Genomic DNA, 19955 nt, shown 5'->3' on the forward strand with positions numbered 1-19955 from the left:
ATGGCAAAATTATGGGGTGGACGTTTCGATGGGAAAAATGAAGCATGGATCGATGCTTTTGGGGCTTCCATCACGTTTGATCAAAAGTTAGCAAAACAAGACATTCTTGGCAGTTTGGCCCATGTCAAAATGCTGGTCCATACGGGCATCATCAGTCAAACCGATGGCGAAGCGATCATTGGCGGCTTGACCACGATTCAGCAGCAATTGGCCGCTGGCGAATTGACCTTCACGATTGAAAATGAGGACATCCATTTAAACATCGAGACATTCTTGCATGAATTGATTGGACCCGTGGCAGGTAAATTGCATACTGCCCGTAGTCGTAATGACCAAGTGGCGACCGATATGCATTTGTATTTGAAAGAAGTCGTGCAAGACGTGATCACCTTGATCGCTGAATTGCGAGAAGCGCTGGTTTTACAAGCCGAAGCCAACATCTACACCATCATGCCCGGTTATACCCATCTCCAGCATGCACAGCCGATTTCTTTTGCCCATCACCTCTTAGCCTATTACAGTATGCTGACACGTGACCAAGAGCGTTTCAAGGAGAGTTTGAGCCGCATCGATGTGATGCCTTTAGGCAGTGCCGCTTTGGCAGGAACTACCTTCCCCATCGATCGTGATTTCACCGCTCAAGAGTTAGGGTTCAGCAATATTTACAGCAACAGCCTAGATGCGGTCAGCGATCGTGATTTTATCTTGGAATTTTTAAGCAATGCCTCTTTATTGATGATGCATCTGTCTCGTTTTTGTGAAGAGCTGATTCTTTGGTGCAGCCACGAGTACCAATTCGTGGAACTGACCGATACCTTCTCCACCGGCAGTTCCATCATGCCTCAAAAGAAAAACCCTGACATGGCGGAGCTGATCCGTGGAAAAACAGGACGTGTCTATGGGAACCTCTTTGGTCTTTTGACGGTCATGAAGGGCTTGCCGCTGGCGTACAACAAAGATTTCCAAGAAGACAAAGAAGGCATGTTTGACAGTGCCGAAACCATCACGAAAAGCTTGCAGATCATGACGGGCATGATCGCAACGATGAAGGTCAATCAAGCACGAATGCAAGAATCCACTGAAAAGGATTTTTCCAACGCAACAGAATTAGCGGATTACTTAGCCGGCAAAGGTGTGCCTTTCAGACAAGCCCATGAGATCGTCGGCAAGCTCGTCAGTGAGTGCTTGAGCAAAGGCATCTATTTGCAAGATGTTTCCTTGGAAGAATACCAAGCGATCCATCCTGCCATCGACAGCGATATTTTTGAAAAACTTGATTCCTATACCGCCGTCAAAAATCGTCATTCTTATGGCGGCACCGGTTTTGATCAAGTGGCACAACAAATTGAAGCAGCCAAAACATTATTGGCGGGCAAGTAAAAAAACCAGCGAAGAATTTTCTTCGCTGGTTTTTTGTCGATTAATGACGTACGCGAGATTTCGCTGGATCGATCAATGGCGCTTCGCCTAAGTGCGCTTGGATCATCCAAATACGTTTTTCGATGGCTGTTTTGAAGCCGATGAAGATATCTTGGGTTGGATCGTCGCCTTCTTCACCAGATACTTCGATCCCTTTTTGGTATAAGTCCGCTAAGTAACGGTAGCCTTCCACCAATGTAGCTAAGCGTTCTGGAATCGTGCGGTCCCAGTTACCCACTTCATCAGGGATTTGAGTGTGTTCAGCCATTTCACGCAAAGTTGAATATGGTGAACCATCTAATGTAATCAAGCGTTCAGAAACTTCATCCAATTGCTCATTTAAATCATCCATGAATTCGTCCATCATTGGATGCAATGTCAAAAAGCCAGGTCCACGCATGTACCAGTGTGTTTGGTGAACGACCATAGCCATTTGGCTTAAATCAGCAACAAGTTGGTTTAATACTTCTTTTGTTTGTTCAAATTTCATAACGATTCCTCCTCTAAATTATCTATTTTAAGGATAATACGAAACAAATAAAAAGTACAACAAAATCATCTATTTGAGAAAATTTCTCACTCTCTTACGTATTTCTTTATAAGGAGGATCGAAAAATGACGATTTTCGTGTTTTTTTTAGGCGCTTTACTCGGCTTCTTTTGGCTTTTGCTCTTACAAACCCTGTTTTGGAATCCGTCAAAAAGTGATTCTCGTTCTCATTACCAGAAGGTGAACAAAGTTTCGGGTAACCATTGGTTTTTTCGCCTTCCTACAAGATGGCTTTTACCCCTGCTTTATTGGGCCATCGTCTGCTTGTGCTATGGCGGACTTTGCGTGGTTGCCTTTCATGATTCCCAAAGCTTCCTGGCTTTTGTCTGGCTGACCAGTGCCTTTTTACTCAGCTTGACCGACTTGATAGACTATAGCGTCTACCCGCAACTGCTGTACCCCGCCCACCTACTGCTAGCGCTGGCACAGCTTAGGAGCGGCGCTTCTTTTCAATGGCTGTCTTTAGGCTTGCTGGTTCCACTGGTCTTTTTTGTCTGGCAGGAAAGAATGGGCGGTGGCGATCTCTTAGTGCTGGCAGGTTGGGGCATTTGGCTAGCGCCGACGACACTTCTAGCCCTCTTACTAGTAGCCAGCAGTCTTGGACTTCTCGCTTTTTTTAGCTATCAAGGCATTTGGAAGAAACGATTGGCGCAGTTGCCCTTCATCCCCTTCTTGAGTCTGGGTTTGCTGATTGTTCGCTTCCTAGCGTTTCATACTTTTGACGCTTTTTTTCTTTGAAGTGAAGAAAAACGGGGCAGGAAAAAGCGGGACAAGTTGGCCTCATCCCGCTTTCTCTTTCTGCTCTGTTGCTTCCCCTGCCTATGATAACGGCGTCCGTTTTTTGCGATCAAGGTAGATGCCTACTGCGATCACTACTAACAACAGTCCCAAGACGACCCAACCAGCGGTCGTGGTGTCATTGGTTTTCGGTAAGTTGCCAATGCCCGGCTTCGTTGTTTTGCCTTCTTTGACACGGTTGTTGAATACCATGTCTGCCGTTTGTTCCGCTTCAGCCACTAATTTTCCGTCTTGATCTTTGACGGTGACCGTCACTTGATAGGTGGTTTCATCATAGATGATCGTTGCGTCATTGCCAGCTTTCTCACGAATCGTGTAACGATGTTCCCCAGCATCGTCATACGTCAATGCATCAAAGGTAATCGTTCCATTTGCGTCATTGCGTTGGGTTTGCAGAACCTTTCCAGCTTCATCCACTAATTCAAATGCGAATTCGTTGGCTTGCAAGTCTCTACCCGTCAAGACTTTCTTAGCACTTAGCACGACACTGCCAGCTTGTGGTTGATAACTGTTTTCAAAGACTTGATCGCCTTCGTATTCCGCCACTGCGGTCAACTGTCCAGCTTCATCGGTGACCGTTACGACTACTGCCAGTTCTTTCGTATCGTAGGTGATGGTACCGTCAGTTCCTGTTTTCTCACGAATGGTGTAGTGGTACTCACCTGTTTCATTATAGGCGAGAGCGTCAAAGTAGATCTTACCAGTGGCATCATTGGCTTTTGTTTGAAGAACAGTTCCGTCTTCATCAACTAGTTCAAAATCGAATTCATTTGCTTGTAGTGTACGACCAGTTAAGACTTTCTCGGCATTCAATACGACACTACCAGCCTTTGGTTGATAGCTGTTTTCAAAGACTTGGTTGCCTTCGTATTCCGCCACTGCGGTCAACTGTCCGTCTTCATCGGTGACGGTCACGACTACTGCAAGCTCTTTTGTATCGTACGTGATAGTGCCATCGCTGTCTATTTTCTCACGAATGGTGTAGTGGTACTCACCTGTTTCATCATAGGCGAGAGCGTCAAAGTAGATCTTGCCAGTGGCATCATTGGCTTTTGTTTGAAGTACGTTGCCTTCTTCATCGACTAGTTCAAAGTCGAATTCATTTGCTTGTAACGTACGACCGGTCAATACTTTCTCGGCACTTAGTAAGACACTGCCAACTTTTGGTTGGTAGCTGTTTTCAAAGACTTGGTTGCCTTCGTATTCTGCCACTGCGGTCAACTGTCCGTCTTCATCAGTGACGGTCACGACTACTGCCAGTTCTCTCGTATCGTAAGTGATGGTGCCATCGTTTCCTGCTTGCTCACGGATGGTATAGCGGTATTCGCCAGTTTCCTCATAGGCGAGCGCGTCAAAGTAGATTTGTCCGGTTGCATCATTGGCTTTTGTTTGAAGAACAGTTCCTGCTTCATTGACTAATTCGAAGTCAAATTCTTCTGCTTTCAAATCACGACCGATCAGCACTTTCTCAGCATTCAAAACGACACTACCGGCTTTTGGCGTATAGTCATTTTCGAAGACTTGATTGCCTTCATAGACTGCTTTCGCAATCAACTGGCTGTCTTCTTCAGTGACGGTCACGGTTACCTTTAGTTCTTTGTCGCTATAGGTGATGGTTGGATCATCGCCGGCTTTTTCCCGAATCGTGTAATGATATTCGCCAGGCTCGTTGTAAGTGATGGCGTCAAAGGCAACTTGACCGTTGCCGTCATTGGTTTGTGTTAAAATCACAGAGCCAGTTTCATCCACTAGTTGGAACGTAAATTCGCCGTCTTTTAGCTCGCGCCCATCAAGCAGCTTCTGAACATTCAAGGCGTGGGTCGTTTCTTTGATTTCCCGCTTGTTGGCTAGTTCAAAGACATAATTGACTTGCTTATCAGAAATAGTGAAGGTGTACTGAGTCGCATCTCGTTCGTATCCGTCCGGTGCGGTGATTTCTTGGATCATATAATCGCCGTAACGTAGATTATCGATCCGATCAATGGCGTTGCCGTTTTCCATGATCTGATTGTTTTTCACCACCAGGTTCGACAAGATGACTTCATAGGTATTTTGCGCATTTTTGCGGCTTAATTGGAAAACCGCTTCTTCATCGATCCCTCGTTCTTTCGTGCCATCGGCATCGTATTTCACGATCGTCAAAGAGCCGTTCGTCCCAGAAGACGTTCCACTGCCGTCTGTCGATTTGATGGTGATTTCTTTGGTCACTGTGTGAATCTCGATCTCACTACCCATCAAATTGACATTGTTGGTCACCCGTTCATTATTCAAAATCCCGGGGTCAAGTTGTGTTTGATAAACGATAAAGTATGGTTTATCAATCATTTCTTCAAAAGCGATCACTAACGATTGCGTCCCTGCTACCACATCCGAGGTGATTTTCGGATTGTCTTCGTTGGTGAAGGTGACTTTTTCTCCTTTTTCCCACGTACCATTGTTTAAGACCGCTTCATACACATCTACGATCACGGCATCGTCGGCATCTCGTAAAAAGGTGTGTTGATTGTAGTTGATGGTATCGGTCACTACCGCATTGTGGATTTTGCGGCTATCAGCATTGATCATGATTTCCCAATCGATCAACCGATTGTTGTCGGCATTCTGGCTACCATTTTTCATCAACCAGTCCGTTTTCGCAGACTTGTCGACTTGGCCATCGGCAGTCAACGTTGTGTCATTGTCCGTCAATGTAATAGTATTTTTGTAGGTAAATACTTCTTCCGCTGCTTCCGTTGCCAAGAAGACCGCCAGTGTTTCTGACGTTTCTTTCAGCAAGGTGATCGTAACTTTTTTCGTGTCAGGGTCATAAGTGTAACTGTAATCCTCGTTTAGCACCAATTGCTCTTTCAGTGCTCTGACTTGCGTCGTATACCCAGTTACTGTGACCGTGTAAAGCGCCAAGTCTTTCAAGGTTTGGCCTTCTTGCAGCTGGTCCGTGATGATTGCATCTTTGTTGATTTTTTCTTTGTACGTATTGAATAGCCCCATCCAATAGACTTGATCGCTAGAGGCGGTCTGCTCATCAAAAATAGTTCCTAAGTTCCGACCTAATACGGCAGTAATCGCTTTGGCGACATCTTCCCCTTCACCAATAAATAGGCCGTATTTCAAGGCATTTTTTAACCAGTTGGTATCCATCCAAGTATTGGATTCAGAGGCTTCCGTGAACGTATTGCCGGCTTCGTCTTTATAATGGACAAACGCTGCATTACTAAAACGACTGCTAGAACTTCCTAATGCGATCTGCTGTGAAACATCGAAGCTAGTTTTGAAATTAACCGTGATCGTTGCCGAGGTCGTTTGGTACGCCCCTTGCAGCTTGATCCGAAAACCAGTCTCAAGTTCCTTCGTTGAGCCATCGGCTAGCGTTTTCGTTTCTGTGATTAGCTCTAGCGTATAGTCGGTATTGAGCTCTAGAGGCTCGGTCACTCCGCTTGCCGTCACTACCAGCGTATCCGCCAACAAGGCCAGTGCGCTGCTGTTTGCGCCAGAGATCAATTGATAGCGATCTTCGATGATCAGGTCACTGACTTTTTGCTGATTGGTATTGGCATCAATTTTCCATGCGACAGTCTTCGTTTCATAGTCTTTGGTGCCAGCTGTTTTCACGATACCGATCGTTTTGGTTGGCGTCACTGTCCCACTGCCCGTCAATGAGGTATTTTGATTGTCGCGGATCGAAGCGTAGTTGTAAATACGAGTATCAGCTAGAACAGATTCATACAACTGGGTATCGTATTGGATCTTGTAGTAACCAGCTTTGGCAAACGTGATGCCAAAGCGGACGATTTCCCCCTCTTTATCCAGCTGGTACGTCCCATCAAAGGACCAATCTTCTGCTGGGATAGAGTTACCATCTTTGTCCGTGATCACCAAAGTCTCTGGAACAAAAAAATGTAGGGCTTTTTCAGGATCCGTTCCTGAATAGGTCTGATCCAAAACTCTGGCTTGGTCTTTGTCCAATGTGACGGAAATTTCCCATGATGCTCGTTTCGTTTCTTGATCATAGCCTTTGAACCGTTTGTATTCCGATTGCTCATCGTAAGTAACCGTTGCTTCTGCAGTTTTTTCTGTAAAATCGCTGCCGTTGATTGTTGCCGTGTTTTTGAAAGAAGAAGCCGTTGGATCGGTGACTGCACTATTGATCACGATTCGAACCGGTTGATTAACCGTTTGATTGAAGGTAAACGTGTTGTTAACGCTGTTAAAGGTATATAAGCCATCGGTACGAACCCACTCCTCGGTGGCTTCATCGTACAAGTAGCCTGTCGAAGTACTATAAGACAAACCTTGAGGCATTTTATCGGTGATCACCACATCATGCAATTCACGACTGGTTTGGTTAAAAATAATTTCCCAAACCACTGAACCGCTGGAAGTCACGTTACCAGTCTTAATGATGTCGACTTCATAAATAGGCAATGTAATGATGATCTCATGACCATCTTCATCGTAGATCCCAGTATGAATCGTCACTTCTTCGGTGACAGTGCTCACACTTAATTCCGTAATTAGATCGATAGTCCCTGAGCGGTTGGAAAGTGTTTGTGCCGCTTCGTTAAAAGTAACAGTCAACGTGCCATCGAGTGCTAAGGTAAAGGTTCCGATCGATTGCCCACCAGAACGGGTCAATTCGCCGTTAACGGTGTTATGAATAGCAAAATATTCCGGTAATTGATACGTATAATAATCGCCAGCGCGAATTTCTTCCGTATCTGCTAACGACCAGTCAAAATGAATTTTGATGTTGCCGTTATACATCGGTGGATTTTCGGCAGTGAAGGGTTGATCGTTTAAGTCAGTAATTCGGACATTGTCAAAAAGTTGTACTCCCCGTTCGTTTAGGTTGGCACTAAGATTCTCAGCGGTAGTAGAAGCTTCCGTTTCCGCCTCAGTATCTGGTGCTCGGGGTTGAATGCTGTTTTGATTCAGTGTCGAAGATGCTTGGGTTGCTTGACTTTCACTAGGGACGGTTGCTTGTTCTTCTTCTGCTTGACTCGTTTCTGACTGAACTGCTCCCGCTGTCGATGAATCCGTAGGTGCTTTTTCCGTATCGATCGTTCCCGTCTCAGGCTCGGTACTTTCCAGCGTTTCAGTCGTTCTTTCGGTACTTTCGGTTGCGTTGATTGCTTCTGCTAGTATGATCGTTGGTTCACAAAAAATGGAGCCAAGCAAGACTAGCAAACATATATAGATAGAAAATTGTTTTTTCATAATTGTTCATTCCTTTTTTATTTAAATTTTTTCAATTGATCTCGGAAACGCTCGACGAATAACATTGTTCAACAGTGAGCAAGATATCCCAACAAACAACTGCTTTTTGCCTCCTCCCCATGATTCAAAAATTTTGGTCTTTGCTACTTGTATCAAACGTATTACTACTATTCCACACTTCTATTTTCCCAAAATTTTGGGGTGGGATGTATTCAAAAAAAATACAACACGCAATTTTTTTGAATACATGTAAAAACGTGATACTATTTACTTAAAAGGGGGCTCAGGGGCAATCATGTTACGGAAATTGTTATCATCTACGACACAAAAGAAACTACAGCTGATTGAGTATTTATTAGACGATCAGGGAACGAGTCTTCACGATTTGGCAGTAAAATTTTCCATTTCAATGTCTGCAGCAAAAACCTATATCGCGGAAATCGACAATGAATTTTCGTTTCTGGACTTACAATTTGACGATTATTCAGCTGTTCGCCTCCACCTGCATCCCTTTGCTACTCGGCTAGATGTATACAGCCAGTTTTTGACTCGCTCTTCTGCATTTCAATTATTGGAACTACTCTTCTCATCAAGTTTCACTAGTTATGATATGTTGGCTCTAGAATTAAATTTAAGCAAATCGTCGATCATTCGTTTGATCAAGAGGATCAACATGGTTCTGGCACCATATGATTTCTTCATCGCGACCAAACCCATCCAGTTAAAAGGAAATGAACACAACATTCGCCAGTTTTTTCTGATTTTCTTCTTAGAAAAGTACCAGTATGAATTTGTGGATGCCAACATCAACCAAGAACAGGATTTTTTGAAAATCGCCCGTATCATGGCGGCAGCGACGCCCTTAAAGCTTTATTTTTCCGACATCAAAAAAATCGCTTTTGTGATCTATATCAACACGAAGCGCGATCGCCTATACGCCTCCAACCCCAATGGAAACCACGTCGAATATTTCTTAGAGAAAATCGATTTGAGCGAATTTACCGGCTACAGTCGGGCCTACGTCGAGAAAATGGTCGGTTATGTCACGACCCATATTGGTCAAGACCCCAACGTCTTTCGTAAGACCAAACAAGAGTTTTATCAAATGACCAAACGTATATTTAAAAAGTACAACTATCATGAAGCCGACTTTGAAGAGAAACTCGACGCTGTGGTCTTTTCTTATTTTCTTGGGATCAACTTGCGCGTTCCTTACTGCATCTTGGATGATCGCTTTGCTCGTTTTGTCAACAACTGTGATTTGGTCCAACAGGCAGTCAATCGAGACATCGTTCACCTTTTGACCCATTCAAATTTACCGATCATTCGACCAAGTACGATCAATTACCTGATTTATATTTTCCATATATCTTTCCCAAATTTCGCTAAAGAAATCATCGATGCCAATGCTGGCTTTCGCTTAGCTTTGTTTTATGATACGAATAGTTACCATACGGAATTTATCCAAACGAAAATCCAACAGTTTATTCCTTATCAGCTAACCATCACGATTTTAAATCCTCTGGACTCGTTTTCTCTGACCAGACTGGACGAGACTTATGATTTGATCATCGGCAATCTGACCCCCTCCTGCAGAAAAAACTTATTTCATTATGCAGACATCAACCTGACTTCGAATGACTTGGCGTTTATCGCTCGGCAGGTTCAGGAAAAGGGAATTCATATGCTGCAAGAACGGCAAGAGGAAAACTAATAAACAAAAAAAATCACCTTCGAAAGAGTTGAATGACGTACGCCAAGGAACAATTTGAGCGCATGTCGGGATTCATCATACTTTCGAAGGTGATTTCTTTTGCACATATGGACCTAATAACATTAATTTCTATAATATAGACAAAAAAAGCTTGCCATTCCGAAGAATGACAAGCTTTTCCGTCACACTGAGTCAATCAGGTGCTGGGCATTGATTAGTTTTGGCTATTCAATGCGTCTTCAGCAGCCATTTGTGCTTCGATGTCTGAGATGCTGTAGACATTTTCGCTGGCAACTGTTACTTCTTTTGGTTCCATTTCACGGTAACGAGGCATACCAGTACCAGCTGGGATGATCTTACCGATGATAACATTTTCTTTCAATCCAAGAAGTGGATCTTTCTTGCCGCGGATCGCTGCATCGGTCAACACACGAGTGGTTTCTTGGAAGGACGCAGCAGACAAGAAGCTGTTGGTTTCCAAAGATGCTTTCGTGATCCCTAGTAGGACTGGACGGCTAGTTGCAGGAACGCCGCCGGCTACCAATGTGTCGTAGTTGCGGTCTTTAAAGTCGGCGATATCCAACAGTGTTCCTGGCAAGATGCCTGAATCACCTGGATCCATGACGCGGACTTTACGCAGCATTTGACGAACCATTACTTCGATATGTTTGTCGCCGATTTCTACCCCTTGCATCCGGTAAACGCGTTGAACTTCCCGTAATAGGTAGTTTTCAACAGACAAGACATCGCGAACTTGTAACAGTTGTTTTGGATCGATCGAACCTTCCGTCAATGGCGCACCACGATGGATAAAGTCGCCTTCTGCTACTTTCATCCGGGCAGTATAAGGAACGGTATACGTACGCGTATCGGTTTCCCCTTTGATAGTCACTTCTTTGGTCCGAGTTGAAGGGTCTTCTGAGATATCGATGACTTCTCCGGTAACTTCGGTAATGACCGCTTGTCCTTTCGGATTACGGGCTTCAAAGATTTCTTGGACACGAGGGAGACCTTGCGTGATATCGTCTCCGGCAACCCCGCCGGTATGGAAGGTACGCATGGTCAACTGAGTACCAGGTTCACCGATTGATTGGGCAGCGATGGTACCGACTGCTTCCCCAACTTCAACTTCAGAACCAGTAGCTAAGTTGCGGCCATAACAATGTTTACATACACCATGTTTGGTGTTACATGTAAAGACAGAGCGAATGGATACTGTTTCGATACCAGCGTCCACGATGGCTTTAGCTAAATCTTCAGTGATCAATTCATTGACCCCTAGAAGGACTTCGCCAGTTTCAGGATGGATCACTGATTTACGTGTGTAACGTCCAATCAAACGTTCTTCTAAAGATTCGATGATTTCGTTTCCTTCGCGAATTGCTTGAATGTCTAAACCACGGTCAGTACCACAATCGTCTTCACGGATGATGACATCTTGGGCAACGTCAACGAGACGACGTGTCAAGTAACCGGAATCGGCTGTTTTCAAGGCGGTATCGGTCATCCCTTTACGGGCACCATGGGTCGAGATAAACATTTCCAAGACAGATAGACCTTCACGGAAGTTTGAGATGATCGGCAACTCCATGATTCGTCCGTTAGGCGCGGCCATCAATCCACGCATCCCAGCAAGCTGAGTAAAGTTGGAGATGTTACCACGGGCACCGGAATCAGACATCATGAAGATTGGGTTTTTCGCTTCCAATGATTCCATCAGTTTTAACTGAATTTCATCTTTGGCTGCATTCCAAACACCAATAACTCGTTCATAACGCTCGTCATCGGTAATCAATCCACGACGGAATTGTTTCGTGATCGTTTCAACTTGTTTGTGGGCATTGTCGATGATTTCATGTTTTTCGTGCAAGTTCATGATATCAGCGATACCAACGGTGATACCCGCCATTGTTGAGTGGCTGTATCCTAAGTCTTTCATGCGGTCAAGCATGCGTGACGTTTCAGTGATGCGGAAACGTTTGAAGACTTCTGAAATGATGTTTCCTAAGTTTTTCTTCTTGAATGGGCCCACAAGCTCTTGTTCTTTGATGAAGGCAGGCACATCTGTACCGGCTTCAATAAAGTACTTGTCTGGTGTTTGAACCGTCAAGTTGTAGTCTGTCGGTTCGTTCAAGAATGGGAATTCTGGTGGCATGATCGAGTTAAAGATCACTTTACCCACCGTTGTTACCATCAAGCGTTGTTTTTGTTCAGACGTGAATGGTTTGTCCCCTAAAGTGTTTGGATTGATGGCGATCCGTGTGTGTAAATGCACGTAGCCATTGCGCCATGCCGTAACTGCTTCGTCCATGTCACGGAAGATCATGCCTTCCCCTTCACGGCCTTCTTCTTCCATCGTCAAGTAGTAGTTCCCTAGGACCATATCCTGAGATGGTGTTACAACTGGTTTTCCGTCTTTTGGATTCAAAATGTTTTGGGCTGCTAACATCAGCATACGTGCTTCTGCTTGCGCTTCTTCGTTCAATGGTACGTGAACGGCCATTTGGTCTCCATCGAAATCGGCATTGTAGGCTTCACAAACAAGTGGGTGCAAACGAATGGCACGGCCTTCAACTAAGACGGGTTCAAATGCTTGGATACCTAATCTGTGAAGCGTAGGTGCCCGGTTCAATAGCACTGGATGTTCTCTGATGACATCTTCTAAGACATCCCAAACTTCGTCTTCTTGACGTTCGATTTTGCGTTTGGCATTTTTGATGTTTGACGCGATTTCACGAGAAACAAGTTCCCGCATCACGAATGGTTTGAACAATTCGATCGCCATTTCTTTTGGCAGACCACATTGGTACATTTTAAGGAATGGACCAACGACGATAACTGAACGACCTGAGTAGTCGACCCGTTTTCCTAGCAAGTTTTGACGGAAACGACCTTGTTTCCCTTTCAACATGTGAGAAAGAGATTTCAATGGGCGGTTCCCTGGCCCTGCAACTGGACGGCCGCGACGACCGTTATCGATCAAGGCATCGACTGCTTCTTGCAGCATCCGTTTTTCATTTTGAACGATGATGTTTGGTGCATTCAAATCTAACAAGCGTTTCAAACGGTTGTTACGGTTGATTACACGACGATACAAGTCGTTCAAGTCACTTGTGGCAAAACGTCCACCTTCTAATTGCACCATTGGACGCAAATCAGGCGGGATAACTGGGATAACGTCCATGACCATCCAGCTTGGTTTGTTTCCTGAAGCACGGAATGCTTCTAAGATATCCAAACGGCGGATCGCACGGGTCCGTTTTTGACCAGTCGCGTTTTTCAATTCTTCTTTTAATTCAGCAACTTCGCCTTCAAGATCAACGCCATCTAATAATTGTTTGATGGCTTCGGCACCCATCGCTGCTGAAAATTCTTGACCGTATTGGTCACGCTTTTCACGGTATTCCCGTTCAGTCAATAGTTGTTTTTTCTCAAGGCTGGTGTTTCCTGGTTCAATCACTACGTATGAAGCAAAGTAGATGATTTCTTCTAATGCACGTGGGCTCATGTCTAAGACAAGACCCATCCGTGAAGGAATGCCTTTGAAGTACCAAATGTGTGATACTGGTGCTGCTAATTCAATGTGTCCCATGCGTTCACGACGCACTTTTGAACGTGTTACTTCCACGCCGCAACGGTCACAAACGATGCCTTTATAGCGGATCCGTTTGTATTTGCCGCAAGCACATTCCCAGTCTTTGGTTGGACCGAAAATACGCTCGTCAAACAACCCTTCGCGTTCAGGTTTTAACGTACGGTAGTTAATGGTTTCTGGTTTTTTTACTTCACCATAAGACCAGCTTCTGATTTTTTCAGGAGAAGCCAAACCGATTTGCATACTTTCGAATTTATTTACATCGATCAAAAAAGGTTCCCTCCATTTCATTTCATGGACATATCCGATAGAACGGGGGCTATTTCCGCTAGTGGCGGAAATAGCGAGGGCCGTCTATTATTGCAAGCGATCTTCTGCTGTCTCGATTTGTTGGTTCAACGCGTCGGCGGCATTTTTAGCTTCTGTTTGTGCTTTTTGTTCTAATTCACGGGCTGTTTGTTGCTCCGCAAATTTTGTTAAGGCATCAACGGTGATCAAATCATCATCGTCATCATCCATATCACGCAGTTCGATCTCTGCATCATCGATATCTAGGACACGCATGTCTAGACCCAGTGATTGCAATTCTTTTACTAATACGCGGAATGATTCTGGTACACCTGGTTTTGGAATTGGTTCCCCTTTGACGATCGCTTCGTATGTTTTCACACGACCAACCACGTCATCTGATTTGTAGGTCAAGATTTCTTGTAAGGTGTAAGCAGCACCGTATGCTTCCAGTGCCCAAACTTCCATCTCTCCGAAACGTTGTCCACCAAATTGGGCTTTTCCTCCCAATGGTTGTTGCGTAACCAATGAGTAAGGTCCAATGGAACGGGCATGCAATTTATCATCGACCATGTGGGCCAATTTGATCATGTACATGACACCAACGGAGATGCGGCCATCAAATGGTTCGCCGGTACGTCCGTCGTAAAGCACTGTTTTAGCATCGCTGGCCATCCCTGCTTCAGCAACCGTTGCCCAAACATCTTCATCGCTGGCACCATCAAAGACTGGTGTTGCCACGTGAATGCCTAATTGACGCGCAGCCATTCCTAAATGTAACTCTAATACTTGTCCAATGTTCATCCGAGAAGGTACCCCTAATGGGTTCAGCATGATATCGACTGGTGTGCCATCTGGTAAGAAAGGCATGTCTTCTTCTGGCATAATGCGAGAAACGACCCCTTTGTTTCCGTGACGCCCGGCCATTTTATCCCCTTCATGGATTTTCCGTTTTTGAACGATATAAACGCGAACCAGCATGTTCACACCTGGTGACAATTCATCGCCAGCTTCGCGGGTAAAGATTTTGACATCGTGGACGATTCCGCCGCCGCCGTGAGGCACGCGTAAAGAAGTGTCACGCACTTCGCGGGCTTTTTCACCAAAGATTGCGTGCAACAAACGCTCTTCTGCTGAAAGTTCCGTTACCCCTTTTGGAGTGACTTTCCCAACAAGCAGATCGCCATCTTTGACTTCCGCACCAATGCGGATAATGCCCATTTCGTCTAGGTCTTTCAACGCGTCTTCCCCAACGTTCGGGATTTCGCGAGTGATTTCTTCAGGTCCTAATTTTGTGTCGCGGGCTTCTGATTCATATTCTTCAATATGGACAGAAGTGTAAACATCATCTTTTACCAAACGACGGCTCATGATGATGGCATCTTCATAGTTGTACCCTTCCCAAGTCATGAATGCGACTAAGACGTTTTGTCCTAATGCCATTTCACCTTGTTCCATAGATGGGCCATCTGCTAAGATGTCGCCTTTTTCCACTTTTTCACCAAGTGCCACTAATGGACGTTGGTTGTAGCTGGTTCCTGAGTTTGAACGACGGAATTTGGTAACAGAATAAACGTCTAATGCGCCATTGTCACGACGAACGCGCACTTCGGCTGCATCCACGTATTCTACGATTCCATCATGTTTACATAACAAAGCAGCTCCTGAGTCATGTGCTGATTTGTATTCCATACCAGTACCAACCCAAGGTGCTTTCGGATTGATCAATGGTACAGCTTGCCGCTGCATGTTGGCACCCATCAAGGCACGGTTGGAGTCATCGTTTTCCAAGAAAGGAATACATGCGGTTGCGACTGCGACTACTTGTTTTGGTGATACGTCCATGTAGTCGACTTTATCGATCGATACTTCCAAGTTTTCAGAAGTAGCACGCGCCATAACAACGTCGTTTACGAAAGAGCCGTCTTCATTTAACAAGCTGTTTGCTTGGGCCACAACGTAGTGGTCTTCGGTATCGGCAGTCAAGTAATCGATTTTGTCTGTAACACGGCCTGTTTCGCGGTCAACTCGACGGTATGGTGTTTCAATGAAGCCATACTTGTTGACTTTGGCATAAGAGGCCAAGCTGTTGATCAACCCGATGTTTGGTCCCTCAGGCGTTTCGATCGGACACATACGGCCATAGTGGGAATAGTGAACGTCTCGGACTTCATAGCCGGCACGGTCACGGGTCAAACCACCAGGTCCTAAGGCAGATAGACGACGTTTATGGGTCAACTCACCCAGTGGGTTTGTTTGGTCCATGAACTGTGACAACTGAGAAGAACCAAAGAATTCTTTGATACTTGCGACAACTGGACGAATATTGATCAATTGTTGCGGTGTCAAGGTTTCGGTGTCTTGGATCGACATCCGTTCACGAACGACACGTTCCATCCGAGCAAGCCCGATCCGGAATTGGTTTTGCAATAATTCACCAACAGAACGAATCCGACGATTTCCTAAGTGGTCGATATCATCGACATTGCCGATGCCTTCCATCAAGTTGAAGAAGTAGCTCATTGAAGCAATGATGTCTGCTGGACGAACGGTACGTGTGGCAGTATCTGGATAGCCATTACCGATCACGTTGACTTCTTGTTCTGGATCTTTTGGTGAAAAGACTTTGATGACTTGGACCGTCATTGGTTCGGTAACGACCCCATCTTCTGATGGATAGTACGTTACACTGTTTAGGCCATTATCGATAAATGCGCCTAGTGTTTCCATGACTTGGTGAGTCAAAACAGTGCCTTTTTCAACAATGATCTCGCCTGTTTCAGGGTCAACCAAGGTTTCTGCTAAGGTCAAGTTCAATAGACGTGTTTTCAAGTCTAATTTTTTGTTTACTTTGTAGCGACCAACATTTGCTAAGTCGTAACGTTTTGGATCGAAGAAACGTGCGTTCAGCAAGCTGCGTGAGCTGTCTGCTGTTTTTGGCTCGCCTGGACGAAGACGTTCGTAAACATCTTTCAATCCTTCTTCGGTACGAGAATCGCTTGCGTTTTTATGCAAGTCTTTTTCGATCGTGTTACGCAATGATTCACTGTCGCCGAAAATTTCAAAGATCGTGTCATCAGAACCAAACCCTAGGGCACGGACTAAGACCGTCAAAGGAATTTTACGGGTACGGTCAATCCGTACGTAAGAGATATCTTTGGCATCAGTTTCCATTTCTAGCCACGCACCGCGGTTAGGGATAACAGTTGAACCAAAGCCTTCTTTGCCGTTTTTATCGACTTTGCCATGGAAATATACACCTGGAGAGCGGACCAACTGAGAAACGATAACCCGTTCTGCCCCGTTGATGATAAAGGTTCCTTGTTCAGTCATTAATGGGAAATCACCAAAGAATACTTCTTGGGATTTGATTTCCCCGGTTTCACGGTTCGTCAAACGCAAAGTAACATGTAATGGTGCCGAATAGTTTGCATCATGGGCACGGGCTTCTTCTACTGTATACTTTGGTTCTTTCAATTCATAATCCACAAATTCTAGGGACAAGTTACCGTTGAATCCTTCGATTGGCAAAATATCTTCAAACATTTCTCTGAGGCCCTCATCTAGGAACCATTGGTAAGAGTCGGTTTGAATTTCAATCAAATTCGGTAATTCTAATACTTCACTGATCCGTGCGAAACTTCTACGTTCGCGATGCTTTCCGTATTTTACTACGTGTCCAGCCAAGCTCTTCACCTCTTCATAAAGTCTTTCAAAAAGGCTATCCGATTATTTACAAAACTGTAACAAATATTAAATATAGGTTACAGAAAGCATTTTTTGCGGCTTTTAGGCAAAAAAAAACCAAAAATAGAACGGATGCATTGGGCATTTTCTACTTTTGTTTCTTTATTCCTAAGCCGAAACGGACAATATTTCGTTTCTGCTTTTTTCGTTCAGATAGTTTTTGCAACTCCTTATTATACAGATGAAGCACTTCTCTGTCAAGCTTTCATTGGAAGTTACAATGCTTTTCTGGCGCACCCATTTCCTAAGATTTTCTAAAGAAAAAAACAAGGCTGGTGTGGACGGTTTTTCGTAAGAAACTACTTTGCTTTTTGCCGATTTCTTGCTATGCTAACGAAAACGTTACACGTGAAACATTAGGAAGGATATCCTTATGACGACAAAAGAAAAAATACTGACCTTATTACAAAAAGAAGATACTGTGCTATCTGGAGAGAAACTGGCCCAAGCTTTGTCGATCTCTCGTACCGCAGTCTGGAAAGCCATTAAAGAACTCGAGAAAGAAGGCTATCATTTCGAACACTTGGCCAACGGCTATCGCTTTGTCTCGGATGATCGCTACGATCAAACAGCACTTGCGGCAGCCTTGCCGATGATTCCCACGATTCAAATCAAGGAAGCTGTTGAATCCACCATGAAAGAAGCCAAGATTGCCGCTTTGGATAGTGGACTGGCAACCCCCGCCCTTTTTTTGACCGAAACGCAAACAGGCGGTCATGGCCGCTTCGAACGACCGTTTTTCTCACCGAAAAAACAAGGGATCTATATGAGCTTGCTTTTAAAACCAAACCAAGCGTTTCAAGAATTGCCGCAATATACCGTTCTGGCGGCGGTAGCAGTTGCCGAAGCCATCGATGCCCTTCTAATGAAGGAAACGGCCATTAAGTGGGTCAACGATCTGTACTTAGATGGAAAAAAAATCTGCGGTATTTTGTCTGAAGCAACCAGTGACTTTGAGACAGGCCGTATTACTTCGGTTGTGATCGGTATCGGCATCAGTTTTTCAATTCCGCAACAGCAGTTTCCAGCAGAGATTCGGGAAAAAGCGACCTCACTCTTTCCTGGTGAAGAGTATCCAACCTTTTCTCGGGTCGCGTTGATCCAAGAAATTTGGCGTCGGTTCTTCCAATTGTTAGCGCAACTGCCTGACATGAATTATATGGCCCGCTATCGGCAGAAATCCTTCGTTTTGGGCCGCACCGTTCAATTTACGCAACAAGGTGTGACCTATGAAGGGATCGCCAAAGACATTACCAACACCGGTGAATTAGTGGTGGAAACAGCGACGGAGCGCAAGGTGCTTTCTTCTGGAGAAATCAGTTTGGAACGGTATTGATGCTGCGAAAAAACCGCAAACCAGCTTGCTGATTCGCTGCTTTCGTAGGCAATTACTCAAAGCAATCGCGAGCACAAATGCCTCCATAAGCTGACCTGCTTATTCCGAGGGTTTAAGCAAAAAGCAACCTAGGCAGGTCCCCTTTCTTTCGGGTTTAGCCACTGTCACCAAAACTTTACTGTTGCGATCAGGATCGCAGAGAAAGCAAGCCTAATCTTTTCATAATAAGCATTATGATCGTTATTTTATCAAATGATTTCTGAAGTTTTTTACGTTATTTTGGTTCTCAAAAAAAGATCGACCTGCTCTTTCAAGAGCGGGTCGATCTTTTTTTTAAAGCAATTGCCACAACAGACAGAAAAGCAAGCCCAAAGCATAGCTGCTGTTGAATAGAATCATGTTCTTAATCGAATAGCCGAAACTACGTGGGTGGGGCAGGCTGGCTTGATGCTCTTTCAAATTTTGGTGGATTTTCGGCAGTGTCAGAAACACGAGCAAAATCGGCCATTGGAAGAGACCAAACAAGAGGCCCAATAAAATAGCGGCGTAGGAAGCTAGCATCATTCCTTGAAACAGACGGATACCTGCTTCGCGACCGATGTAGTACACCAGTGTGTAGCGGTGATTTTCGATATCGGCTTCCAGATCCCGTAAGTTATTGGCTAACATGATGTCAGCAATCGTGAAAATCAATGGCAAGGATGCCAACACAATCGCACAAACGGCCCAGAGGTTCCCCACTAAGCCAAAGGTCCCGTTCGCAAAATCCAGTGCCAGATAAAACACTTTTTGATCAATAGTATTGATATAGATCGTGATGGCAAAAATCCCTAATCCCATCGTTACGCCGCTGAACACCTCGCCTAAAGGCATCCGCGATAACGGAATGGGGCCAAAGGTATAAAAGACTCCGATAAAGCAAACGACCAACCCCATCACTAGCAGCAACCAGCCAGTGACAAACGACAAGTAAAGACCAATTAACAAGGTTCCTGCCAACATCGCAAAAATCAGATTGCGAACAGTAGCTTCTGAGATGTTTTCTCGCCCGATCACATTGTGCTGGTATTTGTAGGTTTCTGATTTGGCTTTTTTGAAATCCATATAATTGTTGATGGACGTCGTCGTCAAATCAAACAGCAGCATCCCCAGAAAAAAGATTGCGGTATTCAAAGGATGAAATTCATGAAAATACACCAACGAGAACAACACACCCATAATGAAGGGGAAGACACTGGCCACTTTGGTACGGATCTCCACTACTTCTAAAAACACTGAAAGAGACATCTTTCACT

Annotated in this window: 9 protein-coding genes; 4 read left to right on the forward strand and 5 right to left on the reverse strand. The window is 44.7% G+C overall.

Annotation, left to right across the window (positions count from 1 at the left end; all coding sequences use genetic code 11):
• Positions 1–1380, forward strand: coding sequence for an argininosuccinate lyase (gene argH, locus IGI94_RS15895; protein ID WP_438899955.1), 1380 nt, complete (start codon positions 1–3; stop codon positions 1378–1380).
• Between the two features lie 40 nt (positions 1381–1420).
• On the opposite strand, the gene IGI94_RS15900 is transcribed toward argH, so the two are convergent.
• Entirely contained in the window at positions 1421–1909 is a 489-nt protein-coding gene (locus IGI94_RS15900) for a Dps family protein (RefSeq protein WP_005230382.1), read from the reverse strand.
• Positions 1910–2034: 125 nt separating this feature from the next.
• Between IGI94_RS15900 and IGI94_RS15905 the strand changes: the two genes are divergently transcribed.
• On the forward strand, positions 2035–2706 hold the full coding sequence (locus IGI94_RS15905; RefSeq protein WP_438899956.1) for a prepilin peptidase: 672 nt from the start codon (positions 2035–2037) through the stop codon (positions 2704–2706).
• 81 nt (positions 2707–2787) lie between these two features.
• Here the strand turns inward: IGI94_RS15905 and IGI94_RS15910 are convergent, their stop codons facing one another.
• Positions 2788–7980, reverse strand: coding sequence for a Spy0128 family protein (locus tag IGI94_RS15910; RefSeq protein ID WP_438899957.1), 5193 nt, complete (start codon positions 7978–7980; stop codon positions 2788–2790).
• A gap of 295 nt (positions 7981–8275) precedes the next feature.
• Here IGI94_RS15910 and IGI94_RS15915 point away from each other — a divergent pair, with 295 nt between their 5' ends.
• Complete coding sequence (locus IGI94_RS15915) at positions 8276–9694, forward strand: helix-turn-helix domain-containing protein (protein ID WP_438899958.1); 1419 nt, start codon at positions 8276–8278, stop codon at positions 9692–9694.
• 214 nt (positions 9695–9908) lie between these two features.
• On the opposite strand, the gene rpoC is transcribed toward IGI94_RS15915, so the two are convergent.
• Together rpoC and rpoB are read right to left on the reverse strand one after the other, a co-directional pair.
• Positions 9909–13559 (reverse strand): DNA-directed RNA polymerase subunit beta', encoded by a 3651-nt coding sequence (rpoC, locus tag IGI94_RS15920; RefSeq protein ID WP_034871965.1) that lies wholly within the window; start codon positions 13557–13559, stop codon positions 9909–9911.
• A gap of 87 nt (positions 13560–13646) precedes the next feature.
• Complete coding sequence (gene rpoB / locus IGI94_RS15925; RefSeq protein WP_008381746.1) at positions 13647–17264, reverse strand: DNA-directed RNA polymerase subunit beta; 3618 nt, start codon at positions 17262–17264, stop codon at positions 13647–13649.
• Between the two features lie 433 nt (positions 17265–17697).
• Between rpoB and IGI94_RS15930 the strand changes: the two genes are divergently transcribed.
• Positions 17698–18660 carry a biotin--[acetyl-CoA-carboxylase] ligase gene (locus IGI94_RS15930; protein ID WP_016612072.1) on the forward strand — a complete coding sequence of 321 codons (963 nt, stop codon included), beginning with the start codon at positions 17698–17700 and terminating at the stop codon, positions 18658–18660.
• A gap of 333 nt (positions 18661–18993) precedes the next feature.
• Here IGI94_RS15930 and menA read toward each other — a convergent pair whose 3' ends face one another.
• Positions 18994–19947, reverse strand: a complete 954-nt coding sequence (gene menA / locus IGI94_RS15935) for a 1,4-dihydroxy-2-naphthoate polyprenyltransferase (protein ID WP_008381742.1) — start codon at positions 19945–19947, stop codon at positions 18994–18996.
• Between the last annotated feature and the right edge of the window lie 8 nt (positions 19948–19955).

Source organism: Enterococcus sp. AZ149, from assembly GCF_051714285.1.
GTDB lineage: Bacteria > Bacillota > Bacilli > Lactobacillales > Enterococcaceae > Enterococcus_D > Enterococcus_D entomosocium.

What these genes read in the sequence shown, in the direction of transcription:
- IGI94_RS15905 (WP_438899956.1), top strand. Translation starts at nt 2,035, where the DNA reads ATGACGATTTTCGTGTTTTTTTTAGGCGCTTTACTCGGCTTCTTTTGG.
- argH (WP_438899955.1), top strand. Translation starts at nt 1, where the DNA reads ATGGCAAAATTATGGGGTGGACGTTTCGATGGGAAAAATGAAGCATGG.
- IGI94_RS15915 (WP_438899958.1), top strand. Translation starts at nt 8,276, where the DNA reads ATGTTACGGAAATTGTTATCATCTACGACACAAAAGAAACTACAGCTG.
- IGI94_RS15900 (WP_005230382.1), bottom strand. Translation starts at nt 1,909, where the DNA reads ATGAAATTTGAACAAACAAAAGAAGTATTAAACCAACTTGTTGCTGAT.
- IGI94_RS15930 (WP_016612072.1), top strand. Translation starts at nt 17,698, where the DNA reads ATGACGACAAAAGAAAAAATACTGACCTTATTACAAAAAGAAGATACT.
- menA (WP_008381742.1), bottom strand. Translation starts at nt 19,947, where the DNA reads ATGTCTCTTTCAGTGTTTTTAGAAGTAGTGGAGATCCGTACCAAAGTG.
- IGI94_RS15910 (WP_438899957.1), bottom strand. Translation starts at nt 7,980, where the DNA reads ATGAAAAAACAATTTTCTATCTATATATGTTTGCTAGTCTTGCTTGGC.